General features: G+C 71.5%; 15 protein-coding genes. 9 read left to right on the top strand and 6 right to left on the bottom strand.

Annotated elements, in window-relative coordinates:
* Positions 1–7: 7 nt before the first annotated feature.
* Positions 8–844 carry a PhzF family phenazine biosynthesis protein gene (locus ACFT32_RS20915; RefSeq protein WP_382491225.1) on the bottom strand — a complete coding sequence of 279 codons (837 nt, stop codon included), beginning with the start codon at positions 842–844 and terminating at the stop codon, positions 8–10.
* 150 nt (positions 845–994) lie between these two features.
* Here ACFT32_RS20915 and ACFT32_RS20910 point away from each other — a divergent pair, with 150 nt between their 5' ends.
* Positions 995–1,531 carry an SgcJ/EcaC family oxidoreductase gene (locus ACFT32_RS20910; protein ID WP_382491223.1) on the top strand — a complete coding sequence of 179 codons (537 nt, stop codon included), beginning with the start codon at positions 995–997 and terminating at the stop codon, positions 1,529–1,531.
* Positions 1,532–1,549: 18 nt separating this feature from the next.
* Here ACFT32_RS20910 and ACFT32_RS20905 read toward each other — a convergent pair whose 3' ends face one another.
* Both ACFT32_RS20905 and ACFT32_RS20900 read right to left on the bottom strand, forming a co-directional pair.
* Positions 1,550–2,890, bottom strand: a complete 1,341-nt coding sequence (locus ACFT32_RS20905; RefSeq protein ID WP_382491220.1) for a sensor histidine kinase — start codon at positions 2,888–2,890, stop codon at positions 1,550–1,552.
* Positions 2,887–3,573 carry a response regulator transcription factor gene (locus ACFT32_RS20900; RefSeq protein ID WP_382491218.1) on the bottom strand — a complete coding sequence of 229 codons (687 nt, stop codon included), beginning with the start codon at positions 3,571–3,573 and terminating at the stop codon, positions 2,887–2,889. The genes ACFT32_RS20905 and ACFT32_RS20900 overlap by 4 nt, the downstream gene beginning before the upstream one ends.
* 235 nt (positions 3,574–3,808) lie before the next feature.
* On the opposite strand from ACFT32_RS20900, the gene ACFT32_RS20895 reads away from it, so the two are divergent.
* From ACFT32_RS20895 to ACFT32_RS20880, 4 genes are all read left to right on the top strand, one after another.
* Positions 3,809–5,101 carry an aspartate kinase gene (locus tag ACFT32_RS20895; protein WP_382491215.1) on the top strand — a complete coding sequence of 431 codons (1,293 nt, stop codon included), beginning with the start codon at positions 3,809–3,811 and terminating at the stop codon, positions 5,099–5,101.
* Positions 5,101–6,186 (top strand): aspartate-semialdehyde dehydrogenase, encoded by a 1,086-nt coding sequence (locus ACFT32_RS20890; protein ID WP_382491212.1) that lies wholly within the window; start codon positions 5,101–5,103, stop codon positions 6,184–6,186. Before ACFT32_RS20895 ends, ACFT32_RS20890 begins: the two co-directional genes overlap by 1 nt.
* A gap of 464 nt (positions 6,187–6,650) precedes the next feature.
* Positions 6,651–7,226 (top strand): SigE family RNA polymerase sigma factor, encoded by a 576-nt coding sequence (locus ACFT32_RS20885; RefSeq protein ID WP_382492703.1) that lies wholly within the window; start codon positions 6,651–6,653, stop codon positions 7,224–7,226.
* 101 nt (positions 7,227–7,327) lie between these two features.
* A complete protein-coding gene (locus ACFT32_RS20880) occupies positions 7,328–8,365 on the top strand; it encodes a hypothetical protein (RefSeq protein ID WP_382491203.1) in 1,038 nt (345 codons plus the stop codon).
* A 69-nt stretch (positions 8,366–8,434) separates the two neighbouring features.
* Here ACFT32_RS20880 and ACFT32_RS20875 read toward each other — a convergent pair whose 3' ends face one another.
* The gene (locus ACFT32_RS20875) at positions 8,435–9,223 is read right to left on the bottom strand and encodes an SURF1 family protein (RefSeq protein ID WP_382491201.1); all 789 of its coding nucleotides are present in this window, start codon (positions 9,221–9,223) and stop codon (positions 8,435–8,437) included.
* Between the two features lie 169 nt (positions 9,224–9,392).
* Here ACFT32_RS20875 and ACFT32_RS20870 point away from each other — a divergent pair, with 169 nt between their 5' ends.
* Positions 9,393–11,270 carry a S9 family peptidase gene (locus tag ACFT32_RS20870; protein ID WP_382491198.1) on the top strand — a complete coding sequence of 626 codons (1,878 nt, stop codon included), beginning with the start codon at positions 9,393–9,395 and terminating at the stop codon, positions 11,268–11,270.
* A gap of 152 nt (positions 11,271–11,422) precedes the next feature.
* Here ACFT32_RS20870 and ACFT32_RS20865 read toward each other — a convergent pair whose 3' ends face one another.
* Complete coding sequence (locus ACFT32_RS20865) at positions 11,423–13,315, bottom strand: NAD-binding protein (protein ID WP_382491195.1); 1,893 nt, start codon at positions 13,313–13,315, stop codon at positions 11,423–11,425.
* 147 nt (positions 13,316–13,462) lie between these two features.
* Here ACFT32_RS20865 and ACFT32_RS20860 point away from each other — a divergent pair, with 147 nt between their 5' ends.
* The 3 genes from ACFT32_RS20860 (at position 13,463) to ACFT32_RS20850 (ending at position 15,936) form a co-directional block, all read left to right on the top strand.
* The gene (locus tag ACFT32_RS20860; RefSeq protein ID WP_382491192.1) at positions 13,463–14,638 is read left to right on the top strand and encodes a permease; all 1,176 of its coding nucleotides are present in this window, start codon (positions 13,463–13,465) and stop codon (positions 14,636–14,638) included.
* Complete coding sequence (locus ACFT32_RS20855; protein ID WP_382491189.1) at positions 14,635–15,459, top strand: TIGR03943 family putative permease subunit; 825 nt, start codon at positions 14,635–14,637, stop codon at positions 15,457–15,459. The genes ACFT32_RS20860 and ACFT32_RS20855 overlap by 4 nt, the downstream gene beginning before the upstream one ends.
* A gap of 69 nt (positions 15,460–15,528) precedes the next feature.
* Positions 15,529–15,936 (top strand): hypothetical protein, encoded by a 408-nt coding sequence (locus ACFT32_RS20850; protein WP_382491187.1) that lies wholly within the window; start codon positions 15,529–15,531, stop codon positions 15,934–15,936.
* A gap of 50 nt (positions 15,937–15,986) precedes the next feature.
* Here ACFT32_RS20850 and ACFT32_RS20845 read toward each other — a convergent pair whose 3' ends face one another.
* On the bottom strand, positions 15,987–16,499 hold the full coding sequence (locus ACFT32_RS20845) for a hypothetical protein (RefSeq protein ID WP_382491184.1): 513 nt from the start codon (positions 16,497–16,499) through the stop codon (positions 15,987–15,989).
* Positions 16,500–16,635: the final 136 nt, after the last annotated feature.

Raw genomic sequence — 16,635 nt, 5'->3', positions numbered from 1 at the left:
GTCCGCGTCAGAGCCGTACGGCCGGGCCGGTCACGGCGATTCCGGTGTCCGCCTCCGCCGGTACCGTCACCGTGATCGTGCTCGGCCGCCCCATGTCCACGCCCTGGTGGACCGTCAGGGTGGCCGGGGTCGGTACGAGGCCCAGTTCCCGCAGATAGCCGCCGAACGCCGCCGCCGCGGCTCCCGTGGCCGGGTCCTCCGGCACACCGCCCGGCGGGAACGGGTTGCGGGCGTGGAAGACGGTGGGGGACTCCCGCCGGACCAGGTCGATCGTGGTCCAGCCCCTGCGGGCCATGAGCGTGCCGAGTTCCGCCATGTCGTAGTCCAGGCGGGCCAGCCGCTCCCGGCTCGCGGCGGCGAGGACCGGATGCCAGGCCCCGGCGAAGGCCACCCGGGGAGGCAGCGCCGGGTCCAGGTCCGCCTCGGACCAGCCCAGGATCGCCAGCAGCTCGGCCAGGTCGCCCTCCTCGACCGGTGCCGTACGAGGGGCGACGCTCACCAGGGTCGCCACCAGGGTGCCGTCCGCCGACCGGTCGGTGGTGACGGTGACCGGGCCCGCCGCGGTGCGCAGCAGCAGGCGCCCGGTGCCGTGCCGCTCCGCGTGGGCCACGGCCGTGGCGATCGTCGCGTGGCCGCAGAACGGCACCTCGGCGAGCGGGCTGAAGTACCGCACGTCCAGGGTGTCGTCGTCGGACGCGACCACGAACGCCGTCTCGGAGTAACCGACTTCGGCCGCCGTCGCCAGCATCGCCGCGTCGTCGGCCCCGGCCGCGTCCAGCACCACACCTGCCGGGTTGCCGCCCTCGGGATCCGTACTGAATGCCACGTAGCGCAATATCTCCATGTGCGGACAGTAGCGCCTGGGGCAGGGTCACTCCGCGTGAATTGGGGCCGTCTTGGATCTCCCCTGTACGTCCGCTGCACGGGCCCTGACCGGTGGAACGCGAGTCTGGAGTCACTTCACCAACTCGCCCCGATCCCACCGGAGACGCACATGACCCGCCGCCCCGCAGCCACCTCCATACGCAAGCGCGTCGCCGTCGCCACCGGCGTGGTCGTTCTCGCCGCCGGCACCTTCGCCGCCGGTGCCGGGGTCGCCGGAGCCGACTCCGGGAGCGAGAGCAAGAAGTCCGGCAGGACGGTCACCAAGGCGCAGGTGCTCGGACTGTTCGACAACTGGAACGCCGCGCTGGGGACCGGCGACCCGGAGAAGGTCGCCGACCTGTATGCCAAGGACGCGGTCCTGCTGCCGACCGTGTCGAACAACGTCCGCACCGACAGAGCCGAGATCGTCGACTACTTCGAGCACTTCCTCCAGAACAAGCCGGTCGGGAAGAAGGTCGAGTCGGTGGTCGACATCCTCGACCGCGACACCGTGATCGACACGGGTGTGTACGAGTTCGCGCTCACCGACCACGAGACGGGCGAGAAGAGCACCGTCAAGGCCCGCTACACCTACGCCTACGAGAAGCAGCCGAACGGCAGGTGGCTGATCGTGAACCACCACTCCTCGAAGATGCCGGAGGGGTGAGCCGCCCCGGCCGCCGCGTCAGCCGCCGCCCCGGTGGGGTGCCGCCCGGAGTGTGATCGTCACGCACAGGCCGCTGCCCGGGGCGTCCGTCAGTGCCACGGTGCCGCCGTCGTCCGTCGCCAGCTGCCGGACGACGGAGAGGCCCAGGCCGGAGCCGGACTTCCCGGTCAGGCCCTGGCCCCGCCAGAAACGGTCGAAGGCGCGGGACTTCTCGGTGTCCGACATACCGGGTCCCTCGTCCAGGACCGACACCCCGACCACATCGCCCCGGGGGTCGACCCGCACGGTGATCGTCCCGCCGTCCGGTGACACCTCCAGGGCATTGGAGAGCACGTTGTCCAGCATCTGGTCCAGATGACCGGGGCTGGCCAGCACAGACGGCCGGCCGTCGATACTCCCCCTGAGCGCGATGGTGACTCCGCGCTCGTCGGCGGCCGGCCTCCACACGGCGAGCCGTTCCCGCACGAGGTCCATCAGCGGGAGCGGCTCGGCCGCCGCCACCTTGGCCTCGGCCCGGGCCAGCACCAGCAGGCCGTTGACCAGCCGGCTCATGCGGACGACCTCCGCCGTCGCCTGCTCCACGTCCTCGCGTACGAACTCGTCGTCCACGCCGTCCGCGATGTTGTCCAGGGACAGCCGCAGCGCGGTGAGCGGGGTGCGCAGTTGATGGGACGCGTCCGCCACGAAGATGCGCTGGGCCGCGATCAGCGTGTCCAGGCGTTCCGCGCCCTGGTTGAGGGTGCGGGCGAGGGTCTGCGTCTCCGGCGGCCCGGTCACCGGGGAGCGGGCCGTCAGGTCGCCGTCGCTGAACTTGCTGGCCATGTCGTTGAGCTGGCGCAGCGGCCGGGTGATACGGCGGGCGGCGAACGCGCCGATGGCGGCGGCCGCCGCGAGCACGACCACCGCGAGCCCGGCCCGGAAGCCCCAGATCTGCCAGAGCCGCTTGGTCATGTCCGAGGTCGAGTAGACGATCCGCACGGCCGCGTCCCCCCGCGCGGGGACGGTGACATTCAGGTGCTCGCCCCAGACGAAGTCGGAACCCCAGTCCGTGGTCACCTCGTTCTTCTCCGTGGCCCGGGCCAGTGCCTCGTCCGCGGTGGGCTCCGGCAGCTTCGGGTCACAGGAGGCGGTGGGGGTCGCCTGTACGTCGCCGTACGCCCTGGCCACCTCGGTCAGGGCCTCGCACGAGGCGCCGGTTCCGTTGCTCAGTAGCAGCGCCATCGTGTTCGCCTCGCGCAGGACGGACTGCTTGGTGTCGTCCCGCAGCTGTTTGGTGAGGGTGAACGCCACCGGCACCGTGAACAGGAAGATCGCCACCGCGACCAGGAGGATGTAACTCCGGATGAGCTGCCGGTTCATGAAGCCCCGTCGTCCTTGACGATCTCCAGCCGGAAGCCGACCCCGCGCACCGCCTCGATCGTGATCGCCCCGGCGAGCTTGCGCCGCAGCGCCGCCACATGCACGTCCAGCGTCTTGGTCGGCCCGAACCAGTTCGCGTCCCAGACCGCCTCCATGATCTGCTCGCGCGACATCAGCGCCCCGGGCTCCTCGGTGAGGAAGGCCAGCAGGTCGTACTCCTTGGGCGCGAGGGCCACCTCCGCGCCGGCCAGGCGGACCCGGGCGGCCTTGCGGTCGATGGTCAGTCGGGGTCCGTAGTGGTCCGGCCCTGCCTCGGCGGCGGATGTGCGGGGCCGCGCGCGGCGCATGACCGCCCTTATCCGCGCGATGACCTCGCGGACCCCGAACGGCTTGGACACGTAGTCGTCCGCGCCGAGCTCCAGCCCCACCACCCGGTCCGTCTCGTCGCTGCGGGCGCTGATCACGATGATCGGGACGTCGCCGCGCTCGCGCAGCGCCTTGCAGACGTCCAGGCCGTCGGTGTCGGGCAGGCCCAGATCCAGCAGGACGACCTCGTAGGGGCCCTCGTGCCGGAGCGCCGCCGCGCCGGTGGTCACCCATTCGACCTCGAAGCCGTAGCGCTTCAGGCCACGGCGCAGGGATTCGGCGACCGGCTCATCGTCTTCCACCAGAAGTACGCGCACAGCCGAACCCTAGTGCTTGAAAGTTGGCGCACCAGGGCCGGCCGAGCGACGATTGTGACCCCGGGCACTTTCTCGCGTGGCCTGTGCCCAGGTGGGCATGAGCAGCTCTGAACGAGTACCCCGGAAATCTCACCATGCGATATCGCGGAGGGGATTTTCGGACGCTCGTTAGACTGAGCCGACCGCGGTACGAATGCGTATGAGCGGATAGAGACGGATTGAGCGAGGAGCGCACGTGGGCCTTGTCGTGCAGAAGTACGGAGGCTCCTCCGTAGCCGATGCCGAGGGCATCAAGCGCGTCGCCAAGCGAATCGTGGAAGCGAAGCAGAACGGCAACCAGGTGGTTGCCGTCGTTTCCGCGATGGGCGACACGACGGACGAGCTGATCGATCTCGCCGAGCAGGTATCCCCGATGCCTGCCGGGCGCGAGCTCGACATGCTGCTGACGGCCGGAGAGCGGATCTCCATGGCGTTGCTGGCCATGGCGATCAAAAAGCTGGGCCACGAGGCCCAGTCGTTCACCGGAAGCCAGGCAGGTGTCATCACCGACTCGGTCCACAACAAAGCGCGCATCATCGATGTCACGCCGGGCCGGATCAAGACCTCGGTGGACGACGGCAACATCGCGATCGTGGCCGGTTTCCAGGGCGTCAGCCAGGACACCAAGGACATCACCACCCTCGGCCGCGGCGGCTCCGACACCACGGCGGTGGCTCTCGCCGCCGCCCTCGACGCCGACGTCTGCGAGATCTACACCGACGTCGACGGCGTGTTCACCGCCGACCCGCGCGTGGTGACCAAGGCCCGGAAGATCGACTGGATCTCCTTCGAGGACATGCTCGAACTGGCGGCGTCCGGATCGAAGGTGCTGCTCCACCGTTGCGTGGAGTACGCCCGCCGGTACAACATCCCGATCCACGTCCGGTCCAGCTTCAGCGGACTCCAGGGCACGTGGGTCAGCAACGAGCCAGTCGTTCAGAAGAAGCAGCAGCAAGGGGAGAAGCAGGTGGAGCAGGCTCTCATCTCCGGTGTCGCGCACGACACCTCCGAGGCCAAGGTCACGGTCGTCGGTGTGCCGGACAAGCCGGGCGAGGCGGCTTCGATCTTCCGCACGATCGCCGACGCCGAGCTCAACATCGACATGGTCGTGCAGAACGTGTCCGCGGCCTCCACGGGCCTGACGGACATCTCCTTCACGCTGCCGAAGACCGACGGCCGCAAGGCCATCGACGCGCTGGAGAAGAACAAGTCCGGCATCGGCTTCGACTCGCTGCGCTACGACGACCAGATCGGCAAGATCTCCCTGGTCGGCGCCGGCATGAAGACGAACCCGGGTGTCACGGCCGACTTCTTCGGCGCGCTGTCCGACGCGGGCGTGAACATCGAGCTGATCTCGACCTCCGAGATCCGCATCTCGGTCGTCACGCGCGCCGACGACGTGCCCGAGGCCGTCCGCGCCGTGCACTCCGCGTTCGGGCTCGACTCCGACAGCGACGAGGCAGTCGTCTACGGGGGCACCGGCCGCTGATGGCCCACCTCCGACAGGACGCCCGGACCGGCAGGTCCGGGCGTCCGACGCTCGCCGTGGTGGGCGCGACCGGGGCCGTCGGCACGGTCATGCGCCAGATCCTGTCCCAGCGTGCCGACGTCTGGGGCGAGATCCGGCTGATCGCCTCCCCCCGCTCGGCCGGCCGCAAGCTGGCCGTGCGCGGCGAGGAGACCGAGGTCATGGCGCTCACCGAGGACGCCTTCGACGGGGTCGACGTCGCGATGTTCGACGTCCCCGACGAGGTCGCCGAGCGGTGGGCGCCCCTGGCGGTCGCCAAGGGCGCGGTGGTGGTCGACAACTCCGGCGCGTTCCGGATGGACCCGGACGTGCCGCTGGTCGTACCCGAGGTCAACCCGCACGCCGTGCGGATGCGGCCGCGCGGGATCATCGCCAACCCCAGCTGCACGACGCTCTCCATGATCGTGGCCCTGGGCGCGCTGCACGCCGAGTTCGGGCTGCGCGAGCTCGTCGCCTCCTCGTACCAGGCGGTCAGCGGCGCCGGGCGCGCGGGCGTGACCACCCTGCGCCAGCAGCTGTCCCTGGTCGCCGGCACGGAGCTGGGCACCAGCCCCGGTGACGTACGGCGGGCCGTCGGAGACAACACCGGGCCGTTCCCGGAGCCGGTCGCGCTGAACGTCGTGCCCTGGGCCGGTTCGGCGCGCGACGACGGCTGGTCCTCCGAGGAGCTGAAGGTCCGGGACGAGTCCCGCAAGATCCTCGGCCTGCCCGATCTGCCCGTGGCCGTCACCTGTGTCCGGGTGCCGGTGATCACCACGCACTCGCTGACCGTGCACGCCCGCTTCGAGGGCGAGGTCACCGTCGACAAGGCCCGCGAGATCCTCGCCACGGCGCCCGGTGTCGTGCTGTTCGACAACCCGGCGGCCGGGGAGTTCCCGACCCCCGCCGACGTCGTCGGCACCGACCCGACCTGGGTCGGACGGGTGCGGCGGGCGCTGGACGACCCCACGGCGCTCGAACTCTTCGTGTGCGGGGACAACCTGCGCAAGGGCTCCGCGCTCAACACCGCGCAGATCGCCGAGGTGGTGGCCGCCGAGCTGTCCTGATCGTGGGCGGTTTGTAGGATCTGTGTGCGACATGTGAGCTGATCGATGGTCCGGACCACTTGTCCGCGGCGCTTCGGCATCAGAGGATTTATCTCCCCGTCCCCCGCAACCGTGCGGAGGGCGGGGAGCGTCTTTGCGGTCGCCCTTCGGCCGTGCAAGCGCTTCATCAGGCGTGGGGACGCCTGGAACCGGGCGTGGGGACGTCCGTTCACAATTGGACATAGGGGAAGAGCGGGACGCATGAGGGCATTTGACGCACCATCTGTTGTGCTGCCTGACGCGGGTAGACCGTCGACGGCGACGGTCGGCGTGAAAGTGACGCCCGGCACGTACAACCCTCACAGGGGTGAGCGTGTCCAACAGGCGTGGCAGAGGTACTCGACTTCAGCGCGGCACGCGGCACGGTCCTACGACCGCCCCGTCCGGCGGCTCTACGACCCCGCATGGCCGGTACGCCCGGTGGCATGCCGGTGATCGCGCCCGTGCCCGCAGCGCGGCCGGCCCGCATACCGAACCAGCGCGACGGCGCCGAGGACGACGCGGCGGCCGGCACCACCGTCGACCACCTCACCGAGACCTACCGCGCGCACTACCGCTCGCTGCTGGGTCTCGCCGCCCTCCTCCTCGACGACACCGCCTCCTGCGAGGACGTCGTCCAGGAGGCCTTCATCCGGGTTCACTCGGCCCGCAAGCGGGTCCGCGACCCCGAGAAGACCCTGGCCTACCTGCGGCAGACGGTCGTCAACCTCTCGCGTTCCGCGCTGCGCCGCCGCATACTCGGCCTGAAGCTGCTGTCGAAGCCCATGCCCGACATGGCCAGTGCCGAGGAAGGCGCCTACGACCAGCTGGAGCGCGACTCCCTCATCAAGGCGATGAAGGGTCTGCAGCGCCGCCAGCGCGAGGTGCTGGTGCTGCGCTACTTCGCGGACATGACCGAGGCGCAGGTCGCCGAGGCCCTCGGCATATCCCTGGGCTCGGTCAAGGCATACGGCTCGCGCGGCATCGCGGCGCTCCGGCTGGCCATGGAGGCGCCGGCATGAGCGCCTCGGACGGCGGCGCGGGCCGGGACGGGCGCGACCGGCATGAGCCGACCAGGCTGCACGGGCAAGATCCGAAGCAATCGCACGCTGGGAACGGAACTGTGAACCACGGCCCCGACGACCAGAGCCCCGAGGGGTTCGACTCGGACGAGCTGGACCTGCGCACGATGCTGCACCAAGTGGTGCAGGAGGTGGAACCGCGCGACGGCACGCTGGAGTACCTCCGGAAGGCGGTGCCCCAGCGGCGGACCCGCAAGCGGCAGGCCGTCGTCGGCATGGCCGCCGCGTGCCTCTTCATCGGCACCGCCGTCCCCGCGCTCGTGCACGTGTCCAACTCCACCGGCTCCGACGCCAACCCGTCCGCCATCGGCCACGCCTCCGAGACCCAGGGCGGCGCGAGCGAGGGCAAGGGACCGGACGGCGGGGAGAGCAGCACGGGCAGCTCCTCCGGCAAGACCGAGGGCAAGGAAAAGGGCGACAAGAAGGAGGAGGACAAGGGCAAGGGCCCCGGCGCCACCACCGGCGCGACCCAGGGCGCCGACCCCTCCTCCACCACCGCCGCCGGCATCGCGGCGTGCACCGCGGCCCAGCTCGGTCCCGCCAGCGGAAGCAGCGCCGCCCCCGACTCCACGGGCGCGGTCTACGGCTCCTTCCGCGTCACCAACGTCTCCGCGGCGAGCTGCACGGTCACCGGCCCCGGCTCGGTGAGCGCGCTTCCGCAGGGCACGGCCGACATCAGCAAGGTGAGCACGGCCCGGCACGCGGCCGGGGACGCGGCGGCGGGCCTGCCCGACCCGTCCCTGGAGGCGGCCCAGCTGGTGCTCGCGCCCGGAGCCGCCTACGACGTGAAGTTCGCCTGGGTCCCCACGGAGACCTGCCCCACCCCCGGCGGCAGCGTCGGCGGCCCCGGCGACCCCAGCCCCGACCCCACCCCGTCGGGCGACACGACGGAGACGGGCGGCACCTCCACCGGCGGCGACACGGGCACGGCCCCGCAGCTGGCCACGGAGGACGGCACGACCGACGGCAGCGTGGCGGTGACGTACACGCCGGGTACCGGCGCGGGCGCGAGCTCGGTCACGGTGTCCAACGCGTGCGCGGGGACCGTGTACTGGACGGGCGTGCTGGCGGGCGCGTAGGCCTGCGGCGCGCAGGCCTGCCTCTCCAGGGCGACCGGCCGGCCTCGCCGAGCAGGGGTGGTCGCCTCGTCAGGCGACCACGCGCTCCTCTTCCTCGTCCTCCTGGACCAGGCCCAGCTCCGCGTCCCGGGCGAACTCCACCTCGCGCCGCAGCAACCGGAACCACATGAAGATCACGAACCCGACGAAGGCGAACCACTCGGCGGTGTAGCCGAGGTTCTGGAACGCCTTCAGGTCCAGCCCCGAGTCCGGCGGGGCGCTCGCGGGCACCGCCTTCATGCCCGAGTCGCCCTTGGCGAGCGTGACCCACGCGTCGTACACGTCGTACGACACCAGGTTCACCAGGGATGCCGCGCTGATCGCCGCGGTCTGCCCGGACGGCAGGCCGCCCTGCGCGCTGACGCCGTTGGCGCCCGGGGACTCGGATGCCTGAAGCGCCCCCGTGACCGTGACCTCACCGGTGGGCGGGGCGGGGGCCGCGGCCGCGTCCGGTGAGCCGGGCAGCCAGCCGCGGACGACCGGCAGCGCCTCGCCCGAGTCGGTGCGCAGCAGCGTCAGGACGTAGTACCCCTGCTTGTCGTCGAGTTCCCGGCCCGGCACCAGCAGCTGCTTGCCGTAGCGGCCGGTCGCGGTGACCTGCTTGCCGGACGTCGCCTTGGTCACCGGCAGCATCTCGGCGAGCGGCCGGGGCGCCTCGTGCCGGGCCTCGGAGACCTGCTCGGTCGCGGTGCGGTGGTCCTGCACGCGGTCCTCGAACCGGCCCAGCTGCCAGGACCCCATGAAGATGCAGAAGGGGATGGACAACAGCACGAAGACGTTGATCCCCCACCATCGGGGCGTCAGCAGAAACCGGTACACACCCTTACGGTACGGGGCGGCAGGACGGTTCCCGCCCGCGGGGTGGGGCGCTGTCCCGTACGCGCTTTCCGTTCCTCCGGACCCTGCCGGGAAGGGGGACCGGTGGAGGTTGTCCACAGGCTGAGGGCCTCGGCAGCGCGATGTCGGTCCAGGCGGGCAGTATGGGGCCATGACTGAGAGCAACGCGTCCGATGCGCGGGACCAGCGGGACCCGCGGGACCAGCACGAACAAGTGGTACAGGCGGGACAGCAGGAGCGGATGCCGGACTGGGAAAAGCGCTTTCGGGCGCCCCGGGTGTCCCTGCCCGACTGGGCGGAGGACGCGCCGGACCGCTCCCTGTTCGTGTCGAACGCGACAGGGACGTACGAGCTGTACGCGTGGGACCGGTCGACGGGCGACCAGCGCCAGGTGACGGACCGGCCGAACGGCACGACGGACGGCGTGCTGTCGCCGGACGGCGCGTGGATCTGGTGGTTCGACGACAAGGACGGCGACGAGTTCGGCGTGTGGCGCCGCCAGCCGTTCACGGGCGGTGCGGACGAACCGGCCGCCGCGGGCCTCGAGGCCTCCTATCCGGCGGGCCTCGCCCTCGGCCGCGACGGGCGCACGGCGGTCGTGGGCCGCTCGACGGACGAGGACGGTACGACGATCCACCTCGTCCGCACCGGCGAGGACCCGGTGGAGATCTACCGTCACCGTGAGTCCGCCGGCGTCGGCGACCTCTCCCACGACGGCTCGCTCATCGCCGTCGAGCACACCGAGCACGGCGACGCGATGCACTCGGCCCTGCGCGTCCTGCGCCCCGACGGCACCCCGGTCGCCGACCTCGACGACACCGAGGGCGGTACGCGCGAGCTCGGCCTCGAGGTCCTCGGCTTCGCCCCCGTCGACGGCGACACCCGTCTCCTCATCGGCCACCAGCGACGCGGCCGCTGGGAGCCCCTGGTGTGGGACGTTGCCTCGGGCGAGGAGACGGACCTGGCGCTGGAGCTTCCCGGTGACGTCGGCGCCGAGTGGTACCCGGACGGCACCGGCCTGCTCATCGTGCACGGCTTCGAGGCCCGCAGCGAGCTGTTCCGCTACGACCTCTCGAGCCGCGCCCTGGTGGAGATCCCGACCCCGCCCGGCACGGTCTCCGGCGCCACGGCCCGGCCCGACGGCAGCGTGGAGTACCTGTGGTCCTCGGCGGCCGAACCGTCGGCGCTGCGCTCCACGACGGGCGGTGTCGTGCTCGACCCGCCCGGCATGAAGTCACCCGGCTCGGTGCCGGTGGAGGACGTGTGGGTGGAGGGCCCCGGCGGCCGCATCCACGCACTGGTCCAGAAGCCGGAGGGCACCACCGGCCCGCTCCCCACGGTCTTCGACATCCACGGCGGCCCGACCTGGCACGACAACGACTCCTTCGCGGCGGGCCCGGCGGCCTGGGTCGACCACGGCTACGCGGTGGTCCGGGTCAACTACCGCGGCTCGACGGGCTACGGCCGTGCCTGGACCGACGCCCTGAAGCACCGTGTGGGCCTCATCGAGCTGGAGGACATCGCCGCGGTCCGGGAATGGGCCGTCAGCTCCGGCCTCGCCGACCCCGACCGCATCGTCCTCACCGGCGGCTCCTGGGGCGGCTACCTCACCCTCCTCGGCCTCGGCGTCCAGCCCGACGCGTGGACGCTGGGCATCGCGGCGGTCCCCGTCGCCGACTACGTCACGGCGTACCACGACGAGATGGAAGCGCTGAAGGCGATGGACCGCACCCTCCTCGGCGGCACCCCGGAGGAGGTCCCCGACCGCTTCGAGGCGTCCTCTCCTCTGACCTACGTCGACCAGGTCAAGGCCCCGGTCTACATCTCGGCCGGCGTCAACGACCCGCGCTGCCCGATCCGCCAGATCGAGAACTACGTCAAACGCCTGGAGAAGCGAAGCGCGATCCACGAGGTGTACCGCTATGACGCCGGGCACGGGTCCTTGGTCGTGGACGAACGGATCAAGCAGGTGCGGCTGGAACTGGAGTTCGCGGAGAGGTACCTGAGGGAGCGGGGGAGCGCCGAGTAGCTCGGGGGCGCGTCAATCCGCGGGCATGCGTGCCGCCAGGGGCGGCACGGGTGGGCGCGGGCGGCACCCCGCTGCGCCGGGTTGCGCAACGCCCCGGCCTCAGCGCCAACGCCGGGCACCTCGTAACGCCGAGCCGCGCAGCGAACCGGCGTCTACGTGCCCGCCCGCTCCCGCCTCCTCCGCCCCAGCAACTCCGCCAACCCCCGCCGAGTCGCCGCCAGCACCACCCGGTCCCCAGCCCCCAGCACATACGTAGGAGGCAGATCCCACACCAGCCCCGAGGCCGGCGCACCCTCCTCCTCCGCACTCTCACCTTCACTCCGCCGCCCCCCAGGAGGTGCCGTATTGAGCGCCAGCACCCGCCAGGCCCCGCCCCGGAACGCCTCCGCCACCGTCCTGCCCTCCAGCTGCGGATGCCCGGCCACCTCCACCTCCGCGAACAGCAGCACCCGCCGCTCCACCGGGATCGCCCCCAGAATCTGCCGCCCCATCATCGCCCCGGCGAACGCGGGCGCGGCCAGATGGGACACACTCCGGCTCCGGGTGAGGGCGAAGGGATGCGCGGCCCGCAGGGTCCGGTACACGGCGGTCGCGAAGTCGTCGTCGTACAGCCGCAGCACGACCCGCAGATCGGGCCGCACGGACCGCGCGTACAGCGAGGCCTCCAGATTCGTCGTGTCCGCACTGGTCAGCGCCAGCAGCGCGTGCGCCCGGTGGATCTTGGCGGCCTCCAGCACCCCTTCCTGCGTGACGTCCCCGAGCACCACCGGCACCCGCAGCCGCCGCGCCGTGGCCATCCCCCTGGCCTCCGGGTCGGACTCGACGCACACCACGGGAATGTGCAGCTCACGCAGCCGCGTCAGCACCCGCGTCCCGATCTTGCCGAGCCCGAGCAGGACCACGTGCCCGCCGAGCCCCCGAGGGGGCTTGCGCAGGGTGGACGCGCTGCGGAACGTGCCCAGGGCCTCCAGCACCGCGGCCAGCAGCACCGGCAGCAGCAGCAACCCGACCAGCCCGGACAGCAGTTGCAGGACCTGCCGCCCGGTGGACTCGTGGTACGCGGGATCGTTGATGCCGAAGAGGTCGAGGAGCGTGACGTACGTGGCGTACAGGGGATGCTCCCCGGTCACGAACATCAACGCGACGGCGAGCGCGAGCACACACCCGACCAGCCCCGCCAGCGACCACCGCAGCCGCCGCGAGAACAGCGAGGCGAACGGCGGCACACCGCCCCGCCCGGAGGACAGCGACGGCCCGGAGTACGACACCTGCTCCAGGACGACGGTCCCGCGCCCCGTCGCGGACGCCACCGCCATCTCGTCCGGGAGCAGTTGAGGCCCGTGCTCCCCGCTGCTCTCGGAACCGTCGGCACCGGCCGGGTCGTTGCTCGTCGCGGACAGCAGCGCCAGGGTGCACAGCCCCGGGTCGGCCACCTCGCCCGGCCGCGGCGGCTGCCGCTCCACGGCCCGCAGGACGAGCCCCTCCGTCTGGACGACCTTGCTGGTGCCGACCAGGGCGGTGGCGGCCAGCGCGGGCGCGGCCGTGTCGGCGTCGGACAGCACGGTCGTCGAGGTGTCCACGCCCGTGCCCGGTCCCGCCCCGGAGGCCACGGCCGCCGTCTGGTCGAGCAGTTCCTCGATGTGCTGTCCCAACCGCCGGTTGTAGAGCCGCAGTACGAGTCTCAGGCTGGGGTTGATCCGGCGGGCCGTGAGCGCGGCGCGGATGTTGGTCTCGTCGTCGTCGTACACCAGCGCCAGAGCCGCCGCCCGGTCCGCGCCCACCTCGGTGAGCACGGCCTCGGTGATCTCGGCGGCCTCCACGACCTGTTCGGCCGCAGGCGGTTCGGCGCTGCCGGTGCCCGTCCGGTTGACGGCCGCGCTGACCCGGTCGAGCAGGGCCGCGGAGGCGGCCCGGGCCCGTCCGACCACCGGCTGCCGCACCCGACGCCCCGACGGCGGCACGACGAGCGTGACCTGTTCGCCGTAGACACCCCGGAGTTCGGCGGCCAGCCGATGGGCGAGCCCGTCGTCACCGCATACGACCATGTGCGTGGCCGGTTCGCCTGGCTGACCTTGATTCGGAACGCTCCCCACAAGGGAGAAGACTGCCTCACCGGGACGGCTGGTTCCAGAAGGGAACCGAGGTGCTTGAACGCCCGGGCCCGTCCGTCCGTACCGAAGGGGAGGCAATGCATGCCCATGCGCACCACCGGAGGTACCGGGCCCGTGGCCACCACGAAGACCGTCCCGGGGGAGAGCGGCGAGCACGGGGACATCGAGGCGGCCCGGGGCCGGGAAGGCCGGGAAGGCCAGCAAGGCCAGAAAGGCCAGAAAGGCCAGAAAGGCCAGAAAGGCCAGAAAGGCCAGGAAGGCCAGAAAGGCCAGGAAGGCCGGCACGGCCGGCAAGGCCGGGACGAGGGCAGACACCTCGACTCCGCCCTCCTGCTGACCCTTCTGCTGGTCACGGCGGTGATGTTCCAGGGCCCGATCCGCGGCGCCCTGGCCGCGCCCGTGATGCAGAGCTGGATGACGGTCTTCGTGGCGGTCATGGTCCAGGCGCTGCCGTTCCTGGTCCTCGGCGTGCTGCTGTCGGCGGCGATCGCGGTGTTCGTGCCGGCGTCGTTCTTCGCCCGGGCCCTGCCGAAACGCCCGGTCCTCGCGGTTCCGGTCGCGAGCGCGGCGGGCGCGGTGCTGCCGGGCTGTGAGTGCGCCTCGGTGCCGGTCGCCGGGGCACTGGTGCGCAGAGGCGTCACACCCGCGGCGGCGCTGGCTTTCCTCCTCTCCGCGCCCGCCATCAACCCGATCGTGCTGACGGCGACGGCCGTGGCCTTCCCCGGCAACCCGGAGATGGTCCTGGCCCGTTTCGTCGCGAGCCTGCTGGTGGCCTGCGCGATGGGCTGGCTCTGGCACCGCCTGGGCCGCACGGACTGGCTGCGTCCCCCGGAAAGGGCGTCGTACGAGGGCCAGGGCAAGGGCGCGGCCTTCTGGGGCTCGGTGCGCCACGACGTGACACACGCGGGCGGCTTCCTGGTGATCGGCGCGATGGCCGCGGCGACGCTCAAGGCGGTGGTGCCGGCGGAGTGGCTGCGACTGGCGGCCGGACACCCCGTGCTGTCGGTCCTGGCCCTCGCCGTCCTGGCCGTTCTCCTCTCCATCTGCTCGGAGGCGGACGCGTTCGTGGCGGCGTCGCTGACCCAGTTCTCGCTGACGGCCCGTCTGACGTTCCTGGTGGTGGGGCCCATGATCGACCTGAAGCTCTTCGCGATGCAGGCGGGCACCTTCGGCCGCGCCTTCGCCCTGCGCTTCGCCCCCGCGACCTTTGCCCTGGCCGTCGTCGTGTCGGCCCTGACCGGAACGGTCCTGCTGTGAACCGCCTGGCCCAGAGCGCCCTCCTCTTCCTCCTGGGCGCCACGCTGCTGCACGCCGGCATGACCGACCTCTATCTGCGCTACGTCAAGGCGGGCCTGCGCCCACTGGTCCTGCTGGCGGGCGTGGTACTGATCGCGACGGCGGCGGCGACGCTCTGGTACGAACGCCGCGGCAGCGGGCACGGACACGATGGCGCCAGGCACAGCCACGATGGCGCCGGGGGCGAACATGATGGCGACGGGCACGGGCCAGATGGCGACGGGCACGGGCACGGGCACGACAGCGACGGACAGGGGCACGGGCACGACCACCACCACGAACCCCGCGTCACCTGGCTCCTCACGCTCCCCGTCCTGGCCCTGATCCTGGTCGCCCCGCCGGCCCTGGGCTCCTACAGCGCCTCCCACACCGGCACGGCCCTCCAGAAACCCTTCGGCTTCCCGGACCTCCCCGCCGACGGCCCGCTCCGCCTGGGCGTGGCCGACTACGCGGGCCGCGCGGTCTACGGCGACGGCCGTTCCCTCCGCGACCGCGAGCTGAAGATCACCGGCTTCGTCACCCTGGACCGGGCGGGCTCCCTGTACCTGGTCCGCATGGGCCTCAACTGCTGTGCGGCGGACGCCCAGCCGGTCAAGATCGCCCTGACCGGCAACGTCCCCCCGGTCCTGAGCCCGGACACCTGGCTGGAGGTCACCGGCCGCTACACCCCGCGCCGGACCGAGGACCCGGTCAACAACGGCCCGATCCCGTACCTCGAGGTCACCCGCGCCAAGCCGGTGCCCACACCGCACGACCCCTATGACGAAACGTGGAACACATGACGCCCGGCGTAGCTCGGCTCCTTTCGGGTACTCGAAGAAGCCGTTGACCGCCGAGGGGGAGGGGGCCGCATGACCACACTCGAAGGCGAGCGGGCGACGGAACCGGACCGGGAACTCCTGACCGAGGCCCGCAGGGCACTGGCGAAGGCCGACAGCCGGGCCGGACTGACCCTGGCCACGCTCGGCGCGGCCCTGACCGCCCTGCTCGTGGCGATCACCGCCGGCGTCATCGCACCCGCTCAGTACGCCGTGATTCCCCAGATCCTCGTATGGGCCGGCTGCGCGGCCTGCGCCCCGTCCCTGGTCCTGCTGAGTCTGGCCGCGAGGCCCCGACCGGTCACCGACGACGAGCCCCGGCCGGAGACCCTCTCCCACACCGCCTGGCTCAAGTACCGCTCCATACGCCATGCGATGGCCTGGGGCGCGGTCTTCCTCACGCTCACCCTGGCGGGAACACTGGCCGGGGCGCTCACGTAAGGACTGTGCCGAGCCCTCCCCATGGGAGAACTCGGCACAGGCTCAGTGGGTCAGACCGAGCGGCTGGCCTTGAAGCCGTAGTGAATGATGTCCTTGCCGTCCTCGTCCCAGTTGAGGCGCAGGGCCCCGTCGGCGTACGCGCTCTTGCCGCCGACCTTCTTCTTGATCGTGGAGGACGTCCACGAACCGTTCCCGCTGCCGTTCATGGCGGCCAGCTTGGACCGGATGCCGAAGTCCTTCTTCAGCAGGATGGTGTCCGCGCCCGCGTCGGAGTGCTTGAGGTACAGCCGGAACTGGGCGCTGTCGAAGGTCTCCGACAGGTCGGTCCCCGAGTACCACGGGGGAGCGTCCCAGGTCACCTTGGCCTTGGCGTAGACATAGCTGCCGGACCGGGCCACACAGTTCTTGACGGTGAAGTCCCAGTTGTCGCCCCAGGGGCCGGTGTACCCCGCGTCGTCGATGGTCTTGGAGCTTTCCTTGCACTTCCAGCTCAGCGCGGCCGCCGGCGAGACGGACAGCACGGACGCGCCGACGACGGTGGCACCGACCAGCGCGACCGACATGAACTTCTTGCCTGCGGACGACTGCCGAGAAGGCACTGTTCGACGCAGATTCACTTTCAGGTTCCCCTCGTTGTGGTGTTGCGATCTGCCCACGCATGAGCAGAGAACGATCACCTTACAACGTGTTTACGACCGC

The organism is Streptomyces sp. NPDC057002 (genome assembly GCF_042673825.1).
In the GTDB taxonomy this organism is placed as follows: domain Bacteria; phylum Actinomycetota; class Actinomycetes; order Streptomycetales; family Streptomycetaceae; genus Streptomyces.
The sequence above is the reverse complement of the archived record's forward strand: the minus strand, read 5'-3'. Positions and strand labels throughout refer to the sequence as shown.